Origin of the sequence: Streptomyces sp. NPDC014676 (assembly GCF_043084105.1) — a bacterium.
Taxonomy (GTDB): domain Bacteria; phylum Actinomycetota; class Actinomycetes; order Streptomycetales; family Streptomycetaceae; genus Streptomyces.
The window spans coordinates 549,314-571,575 of the sequence record NZ_JBIBZI010000004.1 but is presented as its reverse complement, the minus strand read 5'-3'; the positions used below and the strand labels follow the sequence as shown (position 1 = coordinate 571,575).

Here is a 22,262-nt window from a genome sequence, read left to right as displayed (position 1 = left end):
CGGATTTCCTTTCATCGATAACTTGAGGGCCGGGGTGTGCCAGCGTCCGCCGTATCGCCGCCCCTTGTTATATCCAGTACTGCAGTACTCCGGAAAGCAAACCGCTTTTGCCGTAAAAACACAAACCCCTGACGGAGACCCACTGCCCGCACCCGGCCCGGAAACATGCGCGTTTCGGACATAGGGCACCGTGCGCGGATCACAGATGCAGAAGCATCCGGCTGTTGCCCAAGGTGTTCGGTTTCACGCGTTCGAGGCCGAGGAACTCCGCGACACCCTCGTCATAGGAGCGCAGCAACTCCGCGTACACATCGGTGTCGACGGGTGTCTCCCCGATCTCCACGAAGCCGTGCTTGCCGAAGAACTCCACTTCGAAGGTCAGACAGAATACGCGCCGAACACCGAGCCAGCGGGCGGTCTCCAGCAACTTCTCCAGCAACCGGTGTCCGACGCCCGCGCCCTTCAGGCCCGGCTTCACGGCGAGAGTGCGGACTTCCGCGAGGTCTTCCCACATCACGTGCAGGGCGCCGCAGCCGACCACCTCCGCGTTGTCGTCCCGTTCCGCGACCCAGAACTCCTGGATGTCCTCGTAAAGCGTCACCGTCGCTTTGTCGAGCAGGATGCGCCCGCGGACGTAGGCGTCAAGGAGCCGGCGTACGGCGGGGACATCGCTGGTGCGGGCCCGTCGGACCGTGATGGCTTTTGCGGGGACTTCGGGGCTGTCTTCGGGGCTGTCTGCGGACATGGGCGGACGCTATCGTCCGCTCCGGCCCTCTGCTGAGCCGGGGTTCTCGTCGGCGGGGGTTTCCGGGAGCTGGACGATGCGGACCGCGTCGGTGAGAGCCTGACGCTGTTCCTCGCTCATCATGCCGAAGAACGCGACGAGAGCGGCGGCGGCGTTGTCGCTCTGCGACCACGCCTCGTTCATCAGCGCGGCGGCGTAGGCGGCGCGAGTGGAGACCGCCTCATATCGATAGGCCCTGCCTTCCGCCTCTCGGCGCACCCAGCCCTTCTGATGGAGATTGTCCAAAACGGTCATCACCGTGGTGTACGCGATGGACCGTTCCTTCTGAAGATCTTCCAGGACTTCCCGAACGGTCACCGGGCGGTTCCACTTCCACACCCGCGTCATGACCGCGTCTTCGAGTTCTCCCAATGGGCGAGGCACAACTCAGAACAATAGTGGTGGATCCCGGTGATGGCGTGCCGGACAGGCATGATCGTTGACAAACATGAACAAAAAGGGCGTACGACCTTGGGTCGTACGCCGGGGGCTGCTGGAGTCGGGCCGGTCAGGCCTCGGCCTTGGGGGCGGGCGGTGAGCCCTGCACCCGCGCGAGGGCCGCGTCGACCACGGCGTCCTCCTTGGTCTTGTTGGCGCCGCCCTGGGTCTTCACGATCACCCGGATCACGCCGATGAAGAAAACGGCCATGACGGCCGGGGGGAGGAGCGCGGAGACGTAGTCCATGGGTCCAGGGTAGGGCAGCGGGGACCGTCAGCCGGCGGCCAGGTGCTGGTCCGGTGGGGGCGGGGTGGGTTTGCGCCTGGGGAAGACCTCGCCGGGGGTGGGGATGGGGCGGGCGGGGCCGGGCGCGGGGGTGGGAGTGGGGGTGGGAGTGGGGTTCGGGGCGGGGCGGGGAGCGGCCGGCTTCCGGGACGGGTCCTGTTTCTTCTGCGGGTCCTCGGTGGCCGCGCGGCCTCCGGGGAGGGCCAGGAGGAAGGTGCGCCGGCAGTGGCGCAGGAGGGTGGCGGCGGTGGGGTTGCCGCGCAGGGCCCGGAGGGCGGCCAGGTCGTCGGAGTGGGGGCGGTATCCGGCGCCCAGCGCCTCCTCCAGGAGCGTGAGGTAGCCGGCGGCGGTGCCGGGGAGAGCCGCGCGGTAGCGGCCGAGGTCGGCCAGGAGGAAGGCGCGCAGCCGGGCACTTTCCCGCGTCGCCTCGTCGAGGTCCGTGACGAGGCGGAGGCAGTCCTGGAGGTCGTCGGCCGAGGCGGGGGTGGGGCACAGGGCGAGGGCGAGAGCGCGACGGAGCACGCGCAGTTCCTCCGCGCCGAACGCCATGCCGCCGCGGGGTCCGTAGGGCGTGGGCATGCTGCGACGATACGCGCTAATCAGACAAACATCGCGTATGGGGCAGGTGTGGCGTGGGGTGCCACCCGGGTGGGCGGGACACCGCCCACCCGGGAGCGGCGGGACACCGCCCCGCCGCTCCCGCGGGCAACCGCTGTCACTGCCCCGCTGCCCCGCCGCCCTCCGCGGGCGGTCGTGCCGCTGGGGCGGCACGGGTGGGCTGGGGGTACCCCCTCTGCGGGAGGCACCCCGTGAGCGCCGGGCCGCGCGAACACCTCCCGGCCCACAGCGACGCAGCGCACCCCGTACGGCACCGGGCGCACGAACCCAGCGCCGGCCCACCACAGCGAGGTGCACCCCGTACGGCACCGGGCCGCCGCGCGGGCACCCGCGCGCGTCACAGACGTGACACGTTGCGTTCGTACACCAGGCGCAGACCGATCAGCGTCAGCCACGGCTCGTGCTCGTCGATGACCGAGCTCTCGCCCAGCACCATCGGCGCCAGCCCACCCGTCGCGATGACCGTCACGTCCTCGGGATCGTCCGCCAGCTCGCGGGCCATCCGGTCGACCACACCGTCGACCTGACCGGCGAATCCGTAGATGATGCCGGACTGCATCGCCTCGACCGTGTTCTTGCCGATCACACTGCGCGGACGCGCCACCTCGATCTTCCGCAGCTGCGCGCCGCGGACGCCGAGCGCCTCGACGGAGATCTCGATGCCGGGGGCGATGACCCCGCCGACGTACTCCCCCCGCGCGGAGACCGCGTCGAACGTCGTCGCCGTGCCGAAGTCGACGACGATCGCCGGACCGCCGTAGAGGTCGACCGCCGCGACCGCGTTGATGATGCGGTCCGCGCCGACCTCCTTGGGGTTGTCGGTGAGGATCGGCACGCCCGTCTTCACGCCCGGCTCGACCAGCACCGCCGGGACGTCCCCGTAGTAGCGGCGGGTGACCTCGCGCAACTCGTGCAGGACGGACGGGACCGTCGCGCAGATCGCGATGCCGTCGATGCCGTCGCCCAGGTCGTCACCCAGCAGCGGGTGCATGCCCATCAGGCCCTGGAGGAGGACCGCGAGTTCGTCGGCCGTACGGCGCGCGTCCGTGGAGATGCGCCAGTGTTCGACGATGTCGTCGCCGTCGAAGAGGCCCAGGACGGTGTGGGTGTTGCCCACGTCGATCGTCAGCAGCATGACCGGTCCTACTCCGCCGCTCGCAGGTCGAGGCCGATGTCCAGGATCGGCGAGGAGTGGGTGAGGGCTCCCACGGCCAGGTAGTCGACGCCCGTGTCGGCGTAGGCCTTGGCGTTGGTGAGGGTGAGGCGGCCCGAGGCCTCCAGGGCGGCGCGGCCGTCGACGAGGGCCACCGCCTCCGCGCACTCGCCGGGTGTGAAGTTGTCCAGCAGGATCAGGTCGGCGCCGGCGTCCAGGACCTCGCGGAGCTGGTGCAGGGTGTCGACCTCGACCTCGATCGGGACGTCGGGGAAGCGCTCGCGGACCGCGTTGAAGGCCTCGGCGACACCGCCGGCGGCCACCACGTGGTTGTCCTTGACCAGGGCCGCGTCCGAGAGGGACATGCGGTGGTTGACGCCGCCGCCGCAACGCACGGCGAACTTCTCCAGGCTGCGCAGGCCGGGCGTGGTCTTGCGGGTGTCGCGGACCTTCGCCTTGGTGCCTTCGAGGACGTCCGCCCACGCGCGCGTGGCGGTCGCGATGCCCGACAGGCGGCACAGGAGGTTCAGGGCGCTGCGTTCCGCCGTGAGGATGTCGCGCGTGCGGGTGGTGATCGAGAGGAGCTTCTGGCCCGCCTCCACGCGGTCACCGTCCTCCACGTGGCGTTCGACCTCGAACTCCTCCGTGCAGACGACCGACATGACGGCCTCGGCGACCCTGAGGCCCGCCACCGTGCCCGCCTCCCGCGCGGTGAAGTCGGCGGTGGCGACGGCGTCCTCCGGGATGGTCGCGACCGTCGTCACGTCCACGCCGTGGGCCAGGTCCTCCTGGAGGGCGACGTTGGCGATGTCCTCGACCTCGACGGGATCGAGGCCGGCGTCGGCCAGGAGCTGGGCGAGCGCGGGGTCGAGGCCGCACTCCAGGTAGGTCTCCTCGTCGGCGCCGCAGGCGCAGCCGTCGCCACAGCCGCCGGAGGGGACGAGGGGAAGGTCGGGGGTGGTCACTGCTGTCACTGCTCCTGGGCCTGGGTGAGGGTCGGGGGGAAGTCTGTGGTGTCGGTGGAGTGCACCGCCAGCGATCGGTCCGGATTCAGCCGTACGACGATGTGGCGGCGCCAGGCCGTGTCGTCGCGCTCGGGACGGTCCTCGCGCCAGTGGCAGCCGCGGGTCTCCTCGCGCCGCTGCGCGGCGGCGACCAGGACGCGGGCCACGCACAGGAGGTTGGTGGCCTCCCAGGTGTCGACGCCGGGCTCGGCGGTCTTGCCGTTCTCGTCGAGGGCGTCGCGCGCTTCGGCGTGCAGGTGGTGGAGCCGGTCGGCGGCCTCGGAGAGCGACGCCTCGGAGCGCAGGACGCCCGCTCCCCGGCTCATGATCCGCTGGATGGTGAAGCGGGCCTCCGGGGGGAGGAGGGGGTGGGCGGGGCGCTCCGTGACGGGGAGCGGTTGCGGCACGCGCGCGTGGAGGGTGTTTCCGGCGCGCGCGATGTCGGCGGCGATGCGCTCGGCGTAGACCAGGCCCTCGAGGAGGGAGTTGGAGGCGAGGCGGTTGGCGCCGTGCACGCCGGTGCAGGCGACCTCGCCGCACGCGTACAGGCCGGGCACGGTGGTGCGGCCGTGGGAGTCGGTGCGGACGCCGCCGGAGGCGTAGTGGGCGGCCGGGGCGACCGGAACGGGCTCGGTGACCGGGTCGATGCCGTGCGCGCGGCAGGCGGCGAGGATCGTGGGGAAGCGGTGTTCCCACATCTCGGCGCCGAAGTGGCGGGCGTCGAGGTACATGTGCTCGGTGTCCCGCTCCCGCATGCGGCGCATGATGCCCTTGGCGACGATGTCGCGCGGGGCGAGTTCGGCCAGTTCGTGCTGCCCCCGCATGAAGCGCACGCCGTCGGCGTCCACCAGGTGGGCGCCCTCGCCGCGTACCGCCTCGGAGACGAGCGGCTGCTGGCCTTCCGCGTCCGGGCCGAGGAAGAGGACCGTGGGGTGGAACTGGACGAATTCGAGGTCGCTCACCTCGGCGCCCGCGCGCAGGGCGAGGGCCACGCCGTCGCCCGTGGAGACGGCGGGGTTCGTGGTCGCGGAGAAGACCTGGCCCATGCCGCCGGTCGCCAGGACCACGGCGGGCGCGTGGACGGCGCCCACGCCGTCGTGCTGGCCCTCCCCCATGACGTGCAGGGTGACGCCGGCGGTGCGGCCGTCGGCGTCGGTGAGGAGGTCGAGGACGAGGGCGTTCTCGATGGTGCGCATCCCGCGTGCGCGGACCGCCTCGACGAGGGCGCGGGAGATCTCCGCGCCGGTGGCGTCGCCGCCCGCGTGGGCGATGCGGCGGCGGTGGTGGCCGCCCTCGCGGGTGAGTTCCAGGTCGCCGTCGGCCGACTCGTCGAAGTGCGCGCCGGTCTCGATGAGGCGGCGTACGGCGTCGGGGCCCTCGGTGACGAGGATGCGGACCGCCTCCTCGTCGCACAGGCCCGCGCCGGCGACCAGGGTGTCGTCCAGGTGCTGCTCGGGGGTGTCGCCCTCGCCGAGGGCCGCGGCGATGCCGCCCTGGGCCCAGCGGGTGGAGCCGTCGTCGAGGCGGGCCTTGGTGACGACCACCGTCGTCAGGCCGGCGGCCTCGCAGCGCAGGGCGGCGGTGAGGCCGGCGACGCCGGAGCCGACGACCACGACGTCCGCGTCGATGGACCATCCGGGCGCGGGCGCGTGCAGACGGGGGCGCTCTCCGAGGGCTCCCGTGCGGGGGTGGTGGGCGACGGGCGGGCGTATGCCTGTGCTGGTCACGAGGCGGCTCCGAAGGTTCCGAAGGTGAGGGGGAGGTTGTCGATCAGGCGGGTGGCGCCCACGCGGGCGGCCACGGCGAGGACGGCCTCTCCGGTGAAGTCGTCGCCGATCTCGGTGAAGTCGGACGGGTCGACCAGGGCCAGGTAGTCCAGGTCGAGGGGCGGCGTGAGGCGGGCGGCCTCGTCGAGGACCAGGCGGGCGGCGGCGCGGACGGCCGCCGGGCCGCCGGCGGTCGTGGCGACGGCGTGCGCGTCGGCCGCCGCGCGGGACTCCCCCATGGCGCTGAGCGCCTCGGCACGCGCGCGCGTGGCGGGCACCTCACTCGCCCGCGCGCGCAGCGCCTGCTGGGCGGCGTGCCGGTCGCGGCCCGCGAACAGGGCCTGGGACAGGGCGAGCGCGGTGCGCCGCTCGGCGGGCGAGAGGTAGCGGTTGCGGCTGGACAGGGCGAGCCCGTCCTCCTCGCGGACGGTGGGCACGCCGACGATCTCGACGCCGAAGTTCAGGTCCCGCACCATGCGGCGGATCAGGGCGAGCTGCTGGGCGTCCTTCTGGCCGTACAGCGCGACGTCGGGGCGGGTGAGGTGGAGCAGTTTGGCGACGACGGTGAGCATGCCGTCGAAGTGGCCGGGGCGGGCGGCGCCCTCCAGGCGTTCGCCCATGGGGCCGGCCGTGACGCGGACCTGGGGTTCGCCGCCCGGGTAGACCTCGTCCACGGACGGGGCGAAGACGGCGTCGGCGCCCGCCTGACCGGCGAGCTCGATGTCGGCGTCCAGGGTGCGCGGGTAGCGGTCCAGGTCCTCGCCCGCGCCGAACTGCAGCGGGTTGACGAAGACGGTGACCACGACCTCGCCGTCGGGGCCGGCGATCCCCCGCGCGGTGCGGATCAACGTGGCGTGGCCCTCGTGCAGGGCCCCCATGGTCATCACGACGGCACGGCGGCCGGTACGCGCGCGTGCGTGCAGTCCGGCGGCGGTGCGCAGCAGGGTGGCGGTCATCGGGTGACTCCGTTCCGGGACGCGCGCGTCGTCGCGGGGGTGGGGTGGGCGGGGTGCCGGGGCGTGTCGCTCATCGGTCCTCCCCCGGGGCGCTTCCGGTGCCGTCGGCCCCGGCGGTTCCGCCGGGGCCGTCGGCGAGCACTCCGAGGAGGTCCTCGGCGAGTTCCGGTTTCAGCAGGCCGTGGGCGAGGGCCCGGTCGGCGGTCGCGCGGGCCATCGCCAGGTAGCCGGCGACGGCCCCCGGGGCGTGCCGGCGCAACTCGGTGACGTGCGCGGCGACCGTGCCCGCGTCGCCGCGCGCGACCGGGCCGGTGAGGGCCGCGTCGCCGGAGCGCAGGGCGTTGTCCAGGGCGGCGCCGAGCAGCGGGCCGAGCATCCGGTCGGGGGCCTCGACACCGGCGGTGCGCAGCAGTTCCAGGGACTGGGCGACCAGCGTGACCAGGTGGTTGGCGCCCAGGGCGAGGGCCGCGTGGTAGAGCGGGCGGTTCTCCTCGGCGATCCATTCCGGCTCGCCGCCCATCTCGACGACGAGGGCCTCGGCGGCCAGCCGCAGCTCCTCGGGGGCGGTGACGCCGAAGGAGCACCCGGCGAGGCGCTGCACGTCGACGGGGGTGCCGGTGAACGTCATCGCGGGATGCAGGGCGAGCGGCAGCGCGCCGGCCCGCCGGGCGGGGTCGAGGACCTTCGCGCCGTACCGCCCGGAGGTGTGCGCCAGCAGCTGGCCCGGCCGGACCGCGCCGGTGTCGGCGAGCCCGGAGACCAGCTCGGGCAGGGCGTCGTCCGGGACGGTCAGCAGGACCAGCTCGGACCGCTGGAGGACCTCGGCGGGCGGCACCACCGGCACGTCGGGGAGCATCCGCTCGGCGCGCCTGCGGGAGGCGTCGGAGACGGCGGAGACGGCCACCGGGCGGTGTCCGGCGAGCTGGAGGGACGCGGCCAGGGCGGGGCCCACGCGTCCGGCGCCGACGACGCCGACGGTGAGCCGCGCGGGGCGGCCTCGGGGATCTGGCTGTGGGGTTGTGTTCACGCGACGGCGGCCTTCCCGTTCCAGTCCGCTCGGGGTACCGGACGATTTCTCGTCATGTTAACGCGATCGGTTCCGGGGGCGGCCGGTTGTCCACAGGCTGTGGGTTTCCGTCCGCTGTCGTGACACACGCGCGTGCGGAAACGGTGCGGCACGCGCGCGTGCGGCGTGGGCCCCCGTGCGTACGGGCCTGCGCGTACGGACATGGGGGGGTGCCCGCGCGGGCGGGGCGCGGGATGATCGCGCGTATGAGTGATACGGACGGCACGAGTGACACCACGAGGGTGCGGGACGGGCGGGAGTCCGGCCCGGAGGCGGACGGCGCGTCGCGGCCGACGTTGCGCGAACGGCGGATCGCCGCCTGGCGCGGTGCCCCGCGCGTGCTCGCGCGCCTCGGCTTCGTCGCCCCGCTCCGGGAGCGGCTGGCGCTGCTGGAGGACGCGGGGAGCGTGTACGACCTCGACGAGATGTCCGACGTCTACGGCAACGGTGTCGTCGAGGCCCTGGAGAAGCGGGTCGCCGGTCTGCTCGGCACCGAGGCCGCCGCGTTCTTCCCGACCGGCACGATGGCCCAGCAGGTGGCGCTGCGCTGCTGGGCCGGCCGCACCGGCGACCCCGCGGTCGCGCTGCATCCGCTCAGCCACCCCGAGGTGCATGAACGGAACGCGTTCAGCCAGGTCAGCGGGTTGCGGCCGGTGCGGGTGACGAGCGAGCCGCGGCTGCCCACCGCCGAAGAGGTGCGCGACTTCGAGGAGCCCTTCGGGGCGCTGATGCTGGAGCTGCCGCTCAGGGACGCCGGTTTCGTGCTGCCCACGTGGGAGGAGCTGACCGAGGTCGTGGACGCCGCGCGGGAACGCGAGGCGGTCGTGCACGTCGACGGGGCCCGGCTGTGGGAGTGCGCCGAGCACTTCGGCCGGCCGCTGGAGGAGATCGCGGGCCTCGCGGACAGCGTCTACGTGTCGTTCTACAAGTCCCTCGGCGCGTTCGGCGGCGCGGCCCTCGCCGGTCCCACGACGCTGGTGGAGGAGGCGAAGGCCTGGCGGCACCGGTACGGGGGCAACGTGTTCCAGCAGTTCCCGACCGCGCTGTCGGCGCTGATCGGCCTGGACCGGGAGCTGCCCCGGCTGCCGGAGTACGTCCGGCACGCGCGCGTGGTGGCCGCCGCGCTGCGCGAGGGCCTGGAGGCAGGGGGGATGCCCTGGTTCCGCGTCCACCCCGAGGTCCCGCACACCCACGACTTCCAGGTGTGGCTGCCGTACGAGGCGGATGTGGTCGCCGAGGCGGCGATCGCGGCGGCGGAGGAGACGGGGGCGATGCTCTTCGCCGACCACTGGGGTCCGAAGGGGCCGGGGGTGGCCGCCACGGAGGTGTACGTGCGGTCCGACGGCCTGGAGTGGAGCGCCGGGGACGTGCGGGAGGCGGCGGAGGAGTTCGCGCGGCGGCTGCTGCGGGCAGCCTGAGGGTTTCCTCGCTCCCGCCGCCCCTTCCCGTCCCATCCCGGGGCGCTGAGATTTAGCCCCTCCGGCGTTTGAGGAGCGGGGTCTGGGGCGGAGCCCCAGTTTCGGGACGGGAAGGGGCGGCGGGGGCGAAAACGCCTCGCGCTCAGGCCCGGCGCGGACAAGGTGCACCATGTGTGCATGAGCGTGAGCATCGACATCGCGGGCCTCCGGCCGGAGAGGATCGCCGTCGTGCCCTCGCCCTTGGCCGAGCTCGGCATGGCGCTGCACGCGCTGTCCGAGCCGGGGCACCACCCGGGACTCCAGGGCTGGGTGACGGGCGTGACCGCGCGGCTGGACCCGCATCTCGCGGACCGGATGTGCGAGGCCGACTTCCTGTGGCGCACGACGTTCTCGGACCTGTTCCTGCCGAGCGCCGGCCTGCCGGGCCGCGCGACGCTCCCGGGCGGCACCCTCGACGAGGAACTGGACCTGCTGGACAAGCTGTCGGACGAGCAGTTCGTGGACGCCGCCCTGGAGTTCACCTGCGCGCTCCCCTACGGCGCTCCGGGCGCGGGCCCGCTCACCGACGGAGAACTGCGGCGCCGCTCGCTGGAGCTGGCCGCCGCGCGGGGGCCGCGCCAGACGGAGTTCACCGAGCGGCTGCTCGCCGATCCGCCGCGGATCAGGGACTGGCTGCGGCGGTTCCTGCGGGACTGCGACGAGGCGTTCTTCGCCGAGGCGTGGTCCCGGCTGCGGCATCAGCTCGCCGCGGACACCCGCCTGAAGACCGACCTGCTCCGGCACAAGGGACTGGCCGAGGCGCTGGCGGCGGTGTCGCCCGCGGTGACGCTCGACGAGGCCGCCGGGCGGATCACCGTCGACAAGCTGGGCGAGGGGCGTACGGCCACGGGCGACGGCGGGCTGCTGCTGATCCCGACCGGTCTCGGCCGGCCGCACCTGATGGTGCTGCACCGGTACGGCTGGCAGCCGGTGCTGCACTACCCGGTCGGCTCCGCCGAGCCGGCCGCCCCGCCGACGGTCGAGCAGCTGGCCCTGCGGATGACCGCGCTGTCCCACCCGGTCCGCATGCGCATGTGCCGCCACCTCGCCCGCAGCGCGTACACCACCGGCGAGCTGGTCCAGGTGCACGGCATGACGGCGCCGGAGATATCCCGGCACCTGGGCGTGCTGAAGAAGGCCGGCCTGATCACCACCCGCCGCCGTGGGCGGTACGTGCTGCACCAGCTGGACGTGACGGTGGTGGCCCGGCTCGGCAGCGATTTCCTGGAGGGGATCCTGCGCTGACGGCGGGTACCGGGCCCGTCGGCCGAAGCGGATGTGGTGGACGCCCACGCCCGCCTGCCGCAGCCGGGTCCGCGGCCGTCCGTTCAGCCGTGTCCGCCGGCCCGTACCAGACCCGTCTCGTAGGCGAGGACGACGACCTGTACGCGGTCGCGCAGGCCCAGCTTGGTCAGGATGCGGCCCACGTGGGTCTTCACGGTGGCCTCGGAGAGCACAAGCCGGGCCGCGATCTCGCCGTTGGACAGGCCCTGCGCGACCAGCACCATGACCTCCCGCTCGCGCTCGGTGAGACGCTCTAGCTGCTTGTGCTCGGGCTGCCGGTCCGTGCTGGGCAGCATCGGCGCGAACCGGTCCAGGAGCCGGCGGGTGGTGGACGGGGCGACCACGGCGTCGCCGCTGTGCACCGCGCGGATGGCGGCGAGCAGTTCGCCCGGCGGCACGTCCTTGAGCATGAAGCCGGACGCGCCCGCCTTCAGTCCGGAGAAGGCGTACTCGTCGAGGTCGAAGGTGGTGAGGATCAGCACCTTCGGCGGGTCGGTGTCCGCGCAGATCCGGCGGGTCGTCTCCACGCCGTCGAGCTTGGGCATGCGGACGTCCATCAGCACCACGTCGACGGCGGTGGACCGCAGCACCTCCAGGGCCTCGACCCCGTTGCCCGCCTCCGCCACGACGTCCATGTCCGGCTGGGCGGCGAGCACCATCCGGAATCCGGTGCGCAGCAGCACCTGGTCGTCGACGAGCATCACGCGGATCGTCATCGGGGCCTCTTCCATTCGGTCGTCAAGTCGTCGCGGGGGGGTGTGACAGGTGTCAACGGGGGCGTGCGCGGGCGTCAATGCGCGGGTTTGAGCGGCAGCAGCGCACTGATGCGGAATCCTCCGCCGGGGCGCGGGCCCGCGTCCAGGGTGCCGCCGACCATGCCGACCCGCTCGCGCATGCCGATCAAGCCGTGCCCCTGCCCGTCGAAGCCGCCCTCCTCGTACAGCTCGTGCGGGGCGCCCTTGCCGTCGTCCTCCACGAGGAGGCCGAGACCGTCGTCGAAGTACACCAGGCGCACGCTGGCGCCCACGTCGGAGCCCCCGTGCTTGCGGGTGTTGGTGAGCGCCTCCTGCACGATGCGGTACGCGGTGAGCTCGACGCCGCTGGGCAGCGGGCGCGGAGTGCCCTCGACCTTGAAGTCCACCGGCAGTCCCGACCCCCGGCACTGCTCGACGAGGTCCTCTATCTGCCGCACGTCGGGCTGCGGCACGTACTCCCCGGCCTCCTGGTGCTCGCCGGTGCGCAGCACGCCCAGCAGGCGGCGCATCTCGGCGAGGGCCTGGCGGCCGGTGGAGGAGATCGTCTCCAGGGCCTTCTTGGCCTGGTCGGGGGCGGCGTCGAGGACGTAGGCGGCGCCGTCGGCCTGCACCACCATCACCGACACGTTGTGCGCGACGACGTCGTGCAGCTCGCGGGCGATCCGGGCGCGTTCGGCGGCGACCGCGACCTTGGCCTGTGCCTCGCGCTCCTTCTCCAGCCGGGCGGCCCGCTCCTCCAGTTGCGCGAAGTACGCACGGCGGGTGCGGATGGAGTCGCCGAGCACCCAGGCGAGGGCGAACGGCACCGCCTGGAAGATCGTTATGGCGATGTTCTCCGCCGTGCCCGCCTCGTGGTTGGGCCAGCGCAGCTGCGCCAGCGGGGCCGCGACCAGGGCCGCGGAGAGCGCGAGACGGGAGGACCAGCGCGCCCCGACCGCCGCGACCGTGTAGACGATCATCAGCAGGGCGAAGTCGGCGGGCATCGTCGCCACGTCCGCGATCAGCTGCCCCAGGCCCACGGCGAGGGCGAGGACCAGCATCCGCTCGGGCATCCGGCGGCGCAGCGCGACGACCAGCGACAGCAGCAGCACGACCGGCACCGTGAGGGCGGGCAGGTCCGTCCCCCGGGACTCCTCCACGGTCGCTCCGCCGATCACCGAAATCCCGAACAGGACCACGGCCCAGAAGCCGTCGACCCACGTCGGGTGTCTGCGGAGGAAGTCATAGAGGCGCTGCACGTAACCCAGCGTAGGGAAGCGAAATGCGTGCAGGGGTCAACCGGAGGGCCGATCCCCGGTCGGCACGCGTACTCCGCAAGGTGGAGGCCGGGCATGTCGGCGCGCTTAACCTGGGCCGGTGACGACGGCGACGGCAGGTGAGGCGGAGGGCGGCCGGCGGGGCCCGCGGGGCTGGCGGGAGGCGGCCCAGGACGCCCTGTACGGTCCTGGCGGCTTCTACCGCGGGCCCGGCGCGGGCCCGGCCGGGCACTTCCGTACGTCCGTGCACGCCTCACCGCTGTTCGCCCGCGCGGTGGCGCGGCTGCTGTGCCGGGTCGACGAGGCGCTGGGGCGGCCGGCGGTGCTCGACTTCGTGGACATGGCGGCCGGGCGGGGCGAACTGGTCAGCGGTGTCCTCGCCGCGCTGCCCGCCGGCGTGGCGCCGCGCGTGCGCGCGTACGCCGTCGAGCTCGCCGGGCGGCCGGCCGGGCTGGATCACCGGATCGAGTGGCGGGCCGAGCCCCCGGAGGGGATCACGGGACTGCTCTTCGCCAACGAGTGGCTGGACAACGTGCCCGTGGACGTCGCCGAGGTGGACCCGTCGGGCGTACCGCGGCTGGTGCTGGTGCGGGAGGACGGGACGGAGCGGCTCGGGGAGCCGGTCGCGGGTGCGGCGGCCGAGTGGCTGGCGCGGTGGTGGCCACTGGGGGCCGAAGAGGGACTCCGCGCGGAGATCGGGCTGCCGCGGGACCGGGCCTGGGCGTCGGCCGTCGGCACGCTCGCGCAGGGGCTCGCCGTCGCCGTGGACTACGCGCACACGGCCACCGCGCGACCGCCGTTCGGGACGCTCACCGCGTTCCGGGAGGGGCGGGAGACGACGCCCGTGCCGGACGGGACGTGCGACCTCACCACGCACGTCGCCCTGGACGCGTGCGCCGCGGCCCGCGCGCTCCCCGGCACGCGCCTGCTGACCCAGCGGGACGCCCTGCGCGCCCTGGGCGTCAGCGGCGCACGCCCCCCGCTCACGCTGGCGTCCACCGACCCGGCCGGGTACGTACGCGCCCTCGCGGGCGCCGGCGAGGCCGCCGAACTCACCGCGCCGGGCGGACTCGGCGACTTCGGGTGGCTGGTGCAGCCGGTGGGGATCGCGGGGGACCTGTTCGCCTCAGGGGACCTACTTGTCGATGTCTCCGACGACGAAGAACAGTGACCCGAGGATCGCCACCATGTCCGCGACCAGCGTCCCCGGCAGCAGCTCGGCGAGCGCCTGGATGTTGTTGTACGACGCCGAGCGCAGCTTCAGCCGGTACGGGGTCTTCTCGCCCTTGCTGACCAGGTAGTAGCCGTTGATGCCGAGCGGGTTCTCGGTCCACGCGTACGTGTGCCCCTCGGGCGCCTTGAGCACCTTCGGGAGCCGCTGGTTGACCGGGCCGGGGGGCAGCTCGGCGAGCCGGTCGAGGCAGGCGTCGGCGAGGTCGAGGGCGTTGTGGGTCTGCTCCAGGAGGCACTCGAAGCGGGCGAGGCAGTCCCCCTCCTCACGGGTCACCACCTTCAGGACGTCACCCAGTTCGCCGTAGGCGAGGTACGGCTCGTCGCGGCGCAGGTCGAAGTCGACGCCGGACGCGCGGGCGATCGGCCCGCTCACCCCGTACGCGTGCACCGCCCGGGGCGACAGCACGCCGACGCCGCGCGTGCGGCCGCGGAAGATCTCGTTGCCGAGCACCAGGTCGTCGAAGCGGTCCATGCGGGAGCGGACGTCGGCGACGGCGCCGCGCGCACGCGTGGTCCATCCGGCGGGGAGGTCCTCCTTGAGGCCGCCCACGCGGTTGAACATGTAGTGCATGCGCCCGCCGGAGACCTCCTCCATGACGTGCTGGAGCTCCTCGCGCTCCCGGAAGGCGTAGAAGATCGGGGTGATGCCGCCCAGCTCCAGCGGATAGGAGCCGAGGAACATCAGGTGGTTGAGCACCCGGTTCAGCTCCGCGAGCAGCGTGCGCAGCCACACCGCGCGCTCGGGAACCTCCATGCCGAGCATCCGCTCCACGCCGAGGACCACGCCCAGCTCGTTGGAGAACGCCGACAGCCAGTCGTGGCGGTTGGCCAGCATGATGATCTGGCGGTAGTCGCGGGCCTCGAACAGCTTCTCCGCGCCCCGGTGCATATAGCCGATCACGGGCTCCGCGCGGACGATGCGCTCGCCGTCCAGGACGAGCTTCAGCCGCAGCACGCCGTGCGTGGACGGGTGCTGGGGCCCGATGTTGAGCACCATGTCGGTGCTCTCCGCCGCGCCGCCGATACCGACCATGGTCTCCGTCGTAGGAGTCATGAACACAGTCTCCCCTACGTACGCTGGGCCCATGGAGACGGGGAGCCCGCACGACACGGGGACAGCGGGAACGGGCGGGCCGGCGGCCTCGGACGGCGGGGAGCCGGCGTGGATCGCGCTGCCCCCGGGACTGCTGCGGATGCGGCGGCTGCTGCTGGTGGTGTGGCTGGGGCTGCTGACCCTGGCCACCGGGCTGGTGCCGGGGATGCTGGCCGGGCCCGGCTGGGCCGCCTTCGCGCTGCTGCCGCTGGCCCTGCTGATCTGGGGCTGGGTGCTGCTGGAGCGGAACTGGCGTTCCTGGCGGTACGCGGAGCGCGCCGACGACCTGCTGATCAGCCGGGGCGTGCTGTGGCGCGAGGAGACGGTCGTGCCGTACGGGCGGATGCAACTGGTCGAGGTCACCTCCGGGCCCGTCGAACGGCACTTCGGGCTGGCCAGCGTGCAGCTCCACACGGCCGCCGCGGCGACCGACGCCACCATCCCCGGCCTCGACCCGGCCGAGGCGGAGCGGCTGCGCGACCGGCTCACCGAGCTCGGCGAGGCCCGATCGGCGGGGCTGTGACGGCCCCCGGCGTCCACGGGGACGTACGCGACCGGCCGCCCGTGACCGAGAGGCGGCTGCACCCCGTCACCCCGCTCAGGCGGGCGTGGGCGCCCGTCGCGGTGCTGATCGGGTGGGCGCTGCACGACCCCGACCAGGCGCAGCGCCAGCTGACCCGGCTGACGACGACGCACCTGCTGATCGGTCTCGCCGCACTCATCCCGGCCGCCGCCCTCTACGGCTTTCTGACCTGGTGGTTCACCCACTTCGCGGTGACCGAGAGCGAGCTGCGCATCCGCACCGGGCTGCTGTTCCGGCGCACCGCGCACATCCGCCTCGAACGGATCCAGGCCATCGACGTCACCCAGCCGCTGCTCGCGCGGGTGGCGGGCGTGGCGAAGCTCAGACTCGACGTCATAGGCACCGACAAGAAGGACGAACTCGCCTTCCTGGGCGCCGGCGAGGCGCGTGCGCTACGCGCGGAACTCCTCGCGCGGGCGGCGGGTTTCGCGCCGGAGACCGCGCACGAGGTGGGCGAGGCACCGTCCCGGGAGATGCTGCGGGTGCCGCCGGGCGTCCTCGCCGTCTCCCTGCTGCTGACCGGGGCGACCTGGGGCTGGCTCCTCGTCGCCGCCGTCGTGGTGCCGCTGCTGTGGACGGCCACCCACAGCCTGTGGACGGTGCTCGCCGCGGCCGTGCCGCTGTTCGGCGCCGCGGGCGCGAGCAGTGTGGGCCGGTTCGTCGCCGAGTACGACTGGACGCTGGGCGAGTCGCCCGACGGGCTGCGCATCGACCACGGGCTGCTGGACCGGGCGCACGAGACGGTGCCGCCGGGGCGCGTGCAGACCGTACGGCTGGTCGAGCCGCTGCTGTGGCGACGACGGGGCTGGGTGCGGGTGGAACTGGACGTGGCGGGTTCGTCCAACTCCCTGCTGCTGCCGGTCGCTCCGCGCGAGCTCGCCGAGTCGGTCGTCGCGCGGGTGCTGCCCGGGGTGAGCGTGCCCCCGCGCGAGGCGCTCTCCCGGCCGCCGCGCCGCGCGCGGTGGTGCGTTCCGTTGTGGTGGCGGGGTTACGGACTCGCCGTCACCGACGCGGTGTTCGCCACCCGCCACGGGCTGCTGCGCCGCAGCCTGTCCCTGGTGCCGCACGCCAAGGTGCAGAGCGTGCGGCTGGCCCAGGGCCCCTGGCGGCGGGCCCGGGGGGTCGCGGACGTCCACGTGGACACCGGCGCGAACAAGTCGGTGACGGCCCGCCTGAGGGACGCCACGGAGGCGGCGGCCCTCCTGCGCTCCCAGGCGGAACGCTCCCGCACCGGCCGCAGGGACGCCCGCCCGGACCGCTGGATGGCCTGAACCCGCACCGGCGGCGAAACGCCTGCCGGGGCTGCCGGGACCGGCGACGCACAGGGGCGGAGCGGGCTTGCCGGAACCGCTGGGACGAGCGGCGCGCGGAGGACGGGAGCGGCCGCCCTACGCGTGGGTGCCGCATCGCCCGCCCGGGCGCACCGGAACGCCGGACGGGCCCCGCGTACACCGGATGCCGTGGGCGGATCCCGTCACCGAACACCGAGGGGAGCGATTCTCCAGGCGGCGCACCGCGTATGCGCCGTTCTGCCCGGAGGATCGCTCCCCTCCTCGTCCGCGGGGCCCGTCCGGCCGGTGCGGCGGGTCAGGAGACCGCGCTGCGCAGGCCCTCGACGTCGATGTGCTCCGTCTCGTCGTGTGCCGTCAGGTCGATGACCTGGCCGGTGCCGCGCGCCTCCTCGTCGGCGGGCTTGAACCGCGCCTCGGCCTCCGCCTTGTGCAGCGCGAGCGCCTCCTGGCCGACGACGTCGGCGAGGTCCTCGTTCTGCACGGTGTCCAGGGCGGCGTCGTCCGTGTCCTTCTTCGTCCCGAAGAAGTCGAAGCCGCCCTCGGACACCGGCCGCCGTACCGGTGCGGTCGGCGGCACGACCGCCACCGCCGTCGGCACGGTGAAGTGCCCGGAGGGCTGCCGCACGGACTGGGCCGGAGGAGCGGCCGGTGCGGGGGAGTCGACGGTCGTACGCTCGTGCTCGTCGACCGCCCCGGACCGGCCCTCGGTCTCGGCCTCGTCCTCCTGCTCCTGGTCCCGCTCGGACCGCTTCGTGGGCTCGGGGCCGTCGTCCTCGGGGCCCCCGGAGGCGTCGTCACCCTTCGGGGAACCGTCGTCCTCGGGACCCTCGCTGGCGTCGTCACCCTTCGGGGAACCGTCGTCCTCCGGCGTGTCACCGGTCCGGGCGTCGTCGTCGGCCTGCCCGGACGTCTCGTCGGTCCGTACGTCCGTGCCGGCGCCGTCCTCCACGGCGTCCGCGTCCGCGGCGAGCCGCGCCAGTGCCGCGCCGGCGCGCAGGAACAGCTTCGATCCCTCCGGCGAGAAGACGGACGGAGCCGCCGGCGTCTCCTCGGTGACGGCCTCGTCCCGCTCCACCGTCCCGGACTCCGCCTGCTCCGGCACCTCCGCGTCACCGGGTGCCGCCGACGGCCCCGCCGGCAGCGCGCGGGCCGGAACCGCGGCCTCTATCTCGAGCACCCGGCGTTCCTCCAGGACGCTCGCCCGGTCGACCTCCGACGCGGCGTACCGCCGCAGCAGAGCCGCGTGCTCGTTGCGCAGCCCGGCGAGTTCCGCGCGCTTGGCGCGCAACCGCTGCTCCAGTTTCGCCCGCAGCTCGCGCGACTCCTCGAGGTCGGACTCCAGTTCGGCGACCCGCTCCTCGAAACGCCATTCATCGCTCGCACGCGCGCGCGTGAGCTCGGCGACGCGTTTGCCCGCCTGAGCGTCCCAGTTCCGCATGACGACGGCGCCGGCGATCGCCGTGACCGCGGCGGCCGCGGCCAGGACACGAAGCACCATCGGTTGCGTGAACACCCAGGACCCCAGGGCGCAGACGACGGACACGCCTGCGATCGCCGACGGGGGCAGCATCCTGTGCAGAGGCGGGGAATGACGGTGACGTCCACGTGGCATGGCCAGAAACTTACCGCGCGTAGGCGAATGATGGTGCTCCGCCCCGTAAAAACAAAGCCACGCCGAGGATTTCACAGGGCATCAGGGAACGCGCATGACACGTGAATAGACGTATTGCCCAATTATCAAGATCGTTTATTGCCCCGTGAACCGCCCGCCGAACTCCGCCCGGTGAACTCCGCGCATCCCGACCGCCTCGCCGGACAGCCGTCCGTACGCCGTCGCCGGGGCGCCGGACAGCCGTCCGTACACCGTCGCCGGGGCGCCGAACAGCCTCCACGGCACCCCGCGGGCCCCGGACGCCCCGCCCGGCCCGAGGCGTACCCCGGCCCCTCACGGGCCTACGCTGAACATATGAGCAACCACAGCGGACGCCGCCAGGTCGCGGGCCTTCCTCACTGGGACCGCTGCGCGGTCATGGGAGTCGTGAACGTCACCCCCGACTCCTTCTCCGACGGCGGCCGCTGGTTCGACACGACGACCGCCGTCAAGCACGGCCTCGACCTGGTGGCCCAGGGCGCCGACCTGGTCGACGTCGGCGGCGAGTCCACCCGGCCCGGCGCCACCCGCGTCGACGAGGCCGAGGAGCTCAGGCGCGTCATACCCGTGGTCCGCGGCCTCGCCGCCGAGGGCGTCACCGTCTCCGTCGACACCATGCGCGCCTCCGTCGCCGAACAGTCCCTCGCGGCCGGCGCCGCCCTGGTCAACGACGTCAGCGGCGGACTCGCCGATCCGGCCATGATCCCCGTCGTCGCCGCCGCCGGCGCCCCCTTCGTCGTCATGCACTGGCGCGGCTTCCTGGAGGGCGGCAACATCGAGGGTGTGTACGCCGACGTGGTCACGGAGGTCGCCGAGGAACTCCACGCGCGCGTGGAGGCCGTTCTGGAAGGCGGGATCGCCGCCGACCGTGTGATCGTCGACCCCGGTCTCGGCTTCTCCAAGGGCGCCGACCACGACCTGGCCCTCCTCGCCCGCCTCGACCGCGTCCTGGCCCTCGGCCACCCGGTGCTCGTCGCCGCCTCCCGCAAGCGGTTCCTCGGCCGTGTCCTGGCCGGTCCGGACGGCGCGGCACCGCCCGCGCGGGAGCGCGACGCGGCCACCGCCGCCGTCTCCGCCCTCGCCGCGCAGGCCGGCGCCTGGGCGGTCCGCGTGCACGAGGTACGCGCCACCGCGGACGCCGTACGGGTCACCCGCGCCATAGCGCGGGCGCGCACGGCGTACACCACACCCCCCGAACCCGGCGCGCACGGCGCAGAAGGAGCCCGGTGAGCGCACCCCACACCGACGTCGAACACGTCGAGGCCGCCAACACCGCCTTCTACGAGGCGCTCGAAAGGGGCGACTTCGAAGAGGTCGCGTCGCTCTGGCTGACCCCCGGCGACCTCGGCGTCGACGAGTCGTACCACGACCCCGCGGACACCGGAGTGGTCTCCTGCGTGCACCCCGGCTGGCCCGTGCTCACCGGACGCGGCGAGGTGCTCAGGTCGTACGCCCTGATCATGGCGAACACCGACTACATCCAGTTCTTCCTCACCGACACGCATGTCTCCGTCACCGGCGACACCGCCCTGGTGACGTGCACCGAGAACATCCTCAGCGGCGGCCCCGCCCCCGAGGCCGGTGAGGAGCTCGGCCCCCTGGTCGGCCAGCTCGTCGTCGCCACCAACGTGTTCCGGCGCACCCCGTCCGGCTGGAAGCTCTGGTCCCACCACGCCTCCCCGGTCCTCGCCGAGGAAGAGGACGACGAGGACGACGACACTCCGGCCTGAACGGGTAGACGGACAGACGGACAGACGGACAGACGGACCTCATGGCCCGTCGTCCCCCCACCGGAAGTGGTGGGAATCACGACAGGGCGGGCAGGAACGGCCACCACCCCGTGAGCCCCCGCTTTCCCCAGGGGAAACGGGCGGTGAAATCCCCGGCCGCCGGCCCGCCCCCGCACCCCCGGGCCACCGGCGCTGTCGGTGCCCGCGGGTAGATTCGAGTGCGGGCCGGTGTGCCGTCCGCACAGGCACCGACCGGCCGGACCGACGACTGCAGGAGTGATTCGCGTGGATCGTGTCGCGCTGCGCGGCCTGAAGGCCCGCGGGCACCACGGTGTGTTCCCCAAGGAACGCGAGGAGGGCCAGACCTTCATCGTGGACCTCGTCCTCGGCCTGGACACCCGGCCGGCCGCGGCCGACGACGACCTGACGAAGACCGTGCACTACGGCATCGTGGCCGAGGAGGTCGTGGCGGTCGTCCAGGGCGAACCGCTCAACCTCATCGAGACGCTCGCCGAGCACATCGCCCAGGTCTGTCTGAAGCACGACGCGGTGCGGGAGGTCGAGGTGTGCGTCCACAAGCCGGACGCGCCGATCACCGTGCCCTTCGACGACGTGACCGTCACCATCACCCGGAGCCGCGTATGACCAGGCCGTCCACCCAGGGCCACACCGACCCGACCGTCCAGCCCGTCCCCGCCTCCGTGGTCGAGCGGGTCGACGCCGCCGACACCACCCTGCAGAACCCCAAGCGGGCCGTGGTCTCCCTCGGCGCCAACCTGGGCAACCGCCTGGAGACCCTCCAGGGGGCCGTCGACGCACTGGAGGACACCCCGGGCATCCGGGTCAAGGCCGTCTCCCCCGTGTACGAGACGGAGCCGTGGGGCGTCGAGCCCGGCAGCCAGCCCTCGTACTTCAACGCGGTCGTGGTGCTGAAGACCACCCTGCCCCCGTCCTCCCTGCTGGAGCGGGCACACGCGGTCGAGGAGGCCTTCCACCGGGTCCGGGACGAGCGCTGGGGCCCGCGCACCCTGGACGTGGACATCGTCTCCTACGCGGATCTCCACTCCGACGACCCGCGGCTCACGCTCCCGCACCCGCGCGCCCACGAGCGCGCCTTCGTGCTCGCCCCCTGGCACGACGTCGACCCCGAGGCGGAGCTGCCCGGCCGCGGCCCGGTGGCCGATCTCCTCGGCGCGGTCACCCGTGAAGGAGTCACACCCCGCGCGGACCTGGAACTCCGGCTGCCCGAGTAGCCGTTAAGGTCGAGACGACCACATTCCGGGGCACCGTCCGGGGGAACGCGAAGGGACACCGTGAAAGAGCTGCGCATCAGGGTGCTGGCAGGCGTCTTCGTCGTGGCCGGGATCCTGTCCTGGGCCGGCGCCCGCCTCTGGAACTCCCTGGGCACCCTTCCGAGCGTGCCCGTGGCCGCGCCCATCGTCCTCGCCCTGATCGCGGTGGTCCTCGCGGCCACCGCGCTGTCCCTCCGCGCCCGCCTCAAGGCCCAGCGCGAGCGGCAGGCCGACGCCAAGGGCGTCGACCCCCTGATGGCCGCCCGCGCGGTCGTGTTCGGGCAGGCCAGCGCCCTGGTGGCCGCGCTCGTCGCCGGCATGTACGGCGGCACGGGCGTCTTCCTGCTGGAGTCCCTGGACATCCCCGCCCGCCGTGACCAGGCCATCTACGCCGGCTTCTCGGTCCTGGCGGGCATCGGCGTCATAGCGGCGGCCATCTTCCTGGAGCGCGTCTGCAAGCTCCCGGAGGACGACGACACGAACGGCCCGGGCACGGCACCGGCGGCCTGAGACGCGCCCACGCCGGCCCGGAGCCCCGGACGCACCCGCGCCGGCCCGGAACCTC

Annotated in this window: 23 protein-coding genes; 10 read left to right on the top strand and 13 right to left on the bottom strand. The window is 73.5% G+C overall.

The window, feature by feature from the left end; translation table 11 throughout:
* Positions 1 to 199 precede the first annotated feature (199 nt).
* The 9 genes from ACF1DX_RS15255 to ACF1DX_RS15215 form a co-directional block, all read right to left on the bottom strand.
* A complete protein-coding gene (locus ACF1DX_RS15255; RefSeq protein ID WP_030872802.1) occupies positions 200 to 745 on the bottom strand; it encodes an amino-acid N-acetyltransferase in 546 nt (181 codons plus the stop codon).
* Positions 746 to 754: 9 nt separating this feature from the next.
* Positions 755 to 1,132 carry a BlaI/MecI/CopY family transcriptional regulator gene (locus ACF1DX_RS15250; protein ID WP_030835991.1) on the bottom strand — a complete coding sequence of 126 codons (378 nt, stop codon included), beginning with the start codon at positions 1,130 to 1,132 and terminating at the stop codon, positions 755 to 757.
* A 160-nt stretch (positions 1,133 to 1,292) separates the two neighbouring features.
* On the bottom strand, positions 1,293 to 1,469 hold the full coding sequence (locus tag ACF1DX_RS15245; RefSeq protein WP_391791617.1) for a hypothetical protein: 177 nt from the start codon (positions 1,467 to 1,469) through the stop codon (positions 1,293 to 1,295).
* 27 nt (positions 1,470 to 1,496) lie between these two features.
* Positions 1,497 to 2,087 carry a hypothetical protein gene (locus tag ACF1DX_RS15240; protein ID WP_391791616.1) on the bottom strand — a complete coding sequence of 197 codons (591 nt, stop codon included), beginning with the start codon at positions 2,085 to 2,087 and terminating at the stop codon, positions 1,497 to 1,499.
* 376 nt (positions 2,088 to 2,463) lie between these two features.
* Positions 2,464 to 3,261 (bottom strand): type III pantothenate kinase, encoded by a 798-nt coding sequence (locus tag ACF1DX_RS15235; RefSeq protein WP_391791615.1) that lies wholly within the window; start codon positions 3,259 to 3,261, stop codon positions 2,464 to 2,466.
* Positions 3,262 to 3,269: 8 nt separating this feature from the next.
* On the bottom strand, positions 3,270 to 4,244 hold the full coding sequence (gene nadC / locus ACF1DX_RS15230) for a carboxylating nicotinate-nucleotide diphosphorylase (protein ID WP_391791676.1): 975 nt from the start codon (positions 4,242 to 4,244) through the stop codon (positions 3,270 to 3,272).
* Positions 4,245 to 4,249: 5 nt separating this feature from the next.
* Entirely contained in the window at positions 4,250 to 5,995 is a 1,746-nt protein-coding gene (locus ACF1DX_RS15225) for an L-aspartate oxidase (protein WP_391791675.1), read from the bottom strand.
* 11 nt (positions 5,996 to 6,006) lie between these two features.
* A complete protein-coding gene (gene panC / locus ACF1DX_RS15220; protein WP_391791614.1) occupies positions 6,007 to 7,005 on the bottom strand; it encodes a pantoate--beta-alanine ligase in 999 nt (332 codons plus the stop codon).
* 70 nt (positions 7,006 to 7,075) lie between these two features.
* Positions 7,076 to 8,032, bottom strand: a complete 957-nt coding sequence (locus tag ACF1DX_RS15215; RefSeq protein WP_391791613.1) for a Rossmann-like and DUF2520 domain-containing protein — start codon at positions 8,030 to 8,032, stop codon at positions 7,076 to 7,078.
* A 233-nt stretch (positions 8,033 to 8,265) separates the two neighbouring features.
* On the opposite strand from ACF1DX_RS15215, the gene ACF1DX_RS15210 reads away from it, so the two are divergent.
* Both ACF1DX_RS15210 and ACF1DX_RS15205 read left to right on the top strand, forming a co-directional pair.
* Entirely contained in the window at positions 8,266 to 9,489 is a 1,224-nt protein-coding gene (locus ACF1DX_RS15210) for a threonine aldolase family protein (RefSeq protein ID WP_391791612.1), read from the top strand.
* Positions 9,490 to 9,666: 177 nt separating this feature from the next.
* Positions 9,667 to 10,773, top strand: coding sequence for a DUF5937 family protein (locus ACF1DX_RS15205; RefSeq protein ID WP_391791611.1), 1,107 nt, complete (start codon positions 9,667 to 9,669; stop codon positions 10,771 to 10,773).
* Positions 10,774 to 10,856: 83 nt separating this feature from the next.
* On the opposite strand, the gene ACF1DX_RS15200 is transcribed toward ACF1DX_RS15205, so the two are convergent.
* Both ACF1DX_RS15200 and ACF1DX_RS15195 read right to left on the bottom strand, forming a co-directional pair.
* Positions 10,857 to 11,528: a response regulator gene (locus tag ACF1DX_RS15200; protein ID WP_391791610.1), complete on the bottom strand. Its 672-nt coding sequence runs from the start codon at positions 11,526 to 11,528 to the stop codon at positions 10,857 to 10,859.
* A gap of 74 nt (positions 11,529 to 11,602) precedes the next feature.
* Entirely contained in the window at positions 11,603 to 12,805 is a 1,203-nt protein-coding gene (locus ACF1DX_RS15195) for a sensor histidine kinase (protein WP_391791609.1), read from the bottom strand.
* 118 nt (positions 12,806 to 12,923) lie between these two features.
* Between ACF1DX_RS15195 and ACF1DX_RS15190 the strand changes: the two genes are divergently transcribed.
* On the top strand, positions 12,924 to 13,994 hold the full coding sequence (locus tag ACF1DX_RS15190; RefSeq protein WP_391791608.1) for an SAM-dependent methyltransferase: 1,071 nt from the start codon (positions 12,924 to 12,926) through the stop codon (positions 13,992 to 13,994).
* On the opposite strand, the gene ACF1DX_RS15185 is transcribed toward ACF1DX_RS15190, so the two are convergent.
* The gene (locus ACF1DX_RS15185; protein WP_391791607.1) at positions 13,959 to 15,110 is read right to left on the bottom strand and encodes an NADH-quinone oxidoreductase subunit D; all 1,152 of its coding nucleotides are present in this window, start codon (positions 15,108 to 15,110) and stop codon (positions 13,959 to 13,961) included. The two genes, ACF1DX_RS15190 and ACF1DX_RS15185, sit on opposite strands and share 36 nt — an antisense overlap.
* Before the next feature lie 31 nt (positions 15,111 to 15,141).
* Between ACF1DX_RS15185 and ACF1DX_RS15180 the strand changes: the two genes are divergently transcribed.
* Positions 15,142 to 15,672, top strand: coding sequence for a PH domain-containing protein (locus ACF1DX_RS15180; protein ID WP_391791606.1), 531 nt, complete (start codon positions 15,142 to 15,144; stop codon positions 15,670 to 15,672).
* Entirely contained in the window at positions 15,669 to 17,003 is a 1,335-nt protein-coding gene (locus tag ACF1DX_RS15175) for a PH domain-containing protein (RefSeq protein WP_391791605.1), read from the top strand. The genes ACF1DX_RS15180 and ACF1DX_RS15175 overlap by 4 nt, the downstream gene beginning before the upstream one ends.
* A 316-nt stretch (positions 17,004 to 17,319) precedes the next feature.
* On the opposite strand, the gene ACF1DX_RS15170 is transcribed toward ACF1DX_RS15175, so the two are convergent.
* The gene (locus tag ACF1DX_RS15170; protein WP_391791674.1) at positions 17,320 to 18,594 is read right to left on the bottom strand and encodes a hypothetical protein; all 1,275 of its coding nucleotides are present in this window, start codon (positions 18,592 to 18,594) and stop codon (positions 17,320 to 17,322) included.
* Positions 18,595 to 18,990: 396 nt separating this feature from the next.
* Here ACF1DX_RS15170 and folP point away from each other — a divergent pair, with 396 nt between their 5' ends.
* The 5 genes from folP (at position 18,991) to ACF1DX_RS15145 (ending at position 22,207) form a co-directional block, all read left to right on the top strand.
* Complete coding sequence (folP, locus tag ACF1DX_RS15165; protein ID WP_391791604.1) at positions 18,991 to 19,905, top strand: dihydropteroate synthase; 915 nt, start codon at positions 18,991 to 18,993, stop codon at positions 19,903 to 19,905.
* A complete protein-coding gene (locus ACF1DX_RS15160) occupies positions 19,902 to 20,405 on the top strand; it encodes a nuclear transport factor 2 family protein (protein WP_217128848.1) in 504 nt (167 codons plus the stop codon). The genes folP and ACF1DX_RS15160 overlap by 4 nt, the downstream gene beginning before the upstream one ends.
* 285 nt (positions 20,406 to 20,690) lie before the next feature.
* Positions 20,691 to 21,050, top strand: a complete 360-nt coding sequence (folB, locus tag ACF1DX_RS15155; protein WP_391791603.1) for a dihydroneopterin aldolase — start codon at positions 20,691 to 20,693, stop codon at positions 21,048 to 21,050.
* Positions 21,047 to 21,658, top strand: coding sequence for a 2-amino-4-hydroxy-6-hydroxymethyldihydropteridine diphosphokinase (folK, locus tag ACF1DX_RS15150; RefSeq protein WP_030863374.1), 612 nt, complete (start codon positions 21,047 to 21,049; stop codon positions 21,656 to 21,658). The genes folB and folK overlap by 4 nt, the downstream gene beginning before the upstream one ends.
* A gap of 60 nt (positions 21,659 to 21,718) precedes the next feature.
* The gene (locus ACF1DX_RS15145) at positions 21,719 to 22,207 is read left to right on the top strand and encodes a DUF3180 domain-containing protein (protein WP_391791602.1); all 489 of its coding nucleotides are present in this window, start codon (positions 21,719 to 21,721) and stop codon (positions 22,205 to 22,207) included.
* Positions 22,208 to 22,262: the final 55 nt, after the last annotated feature.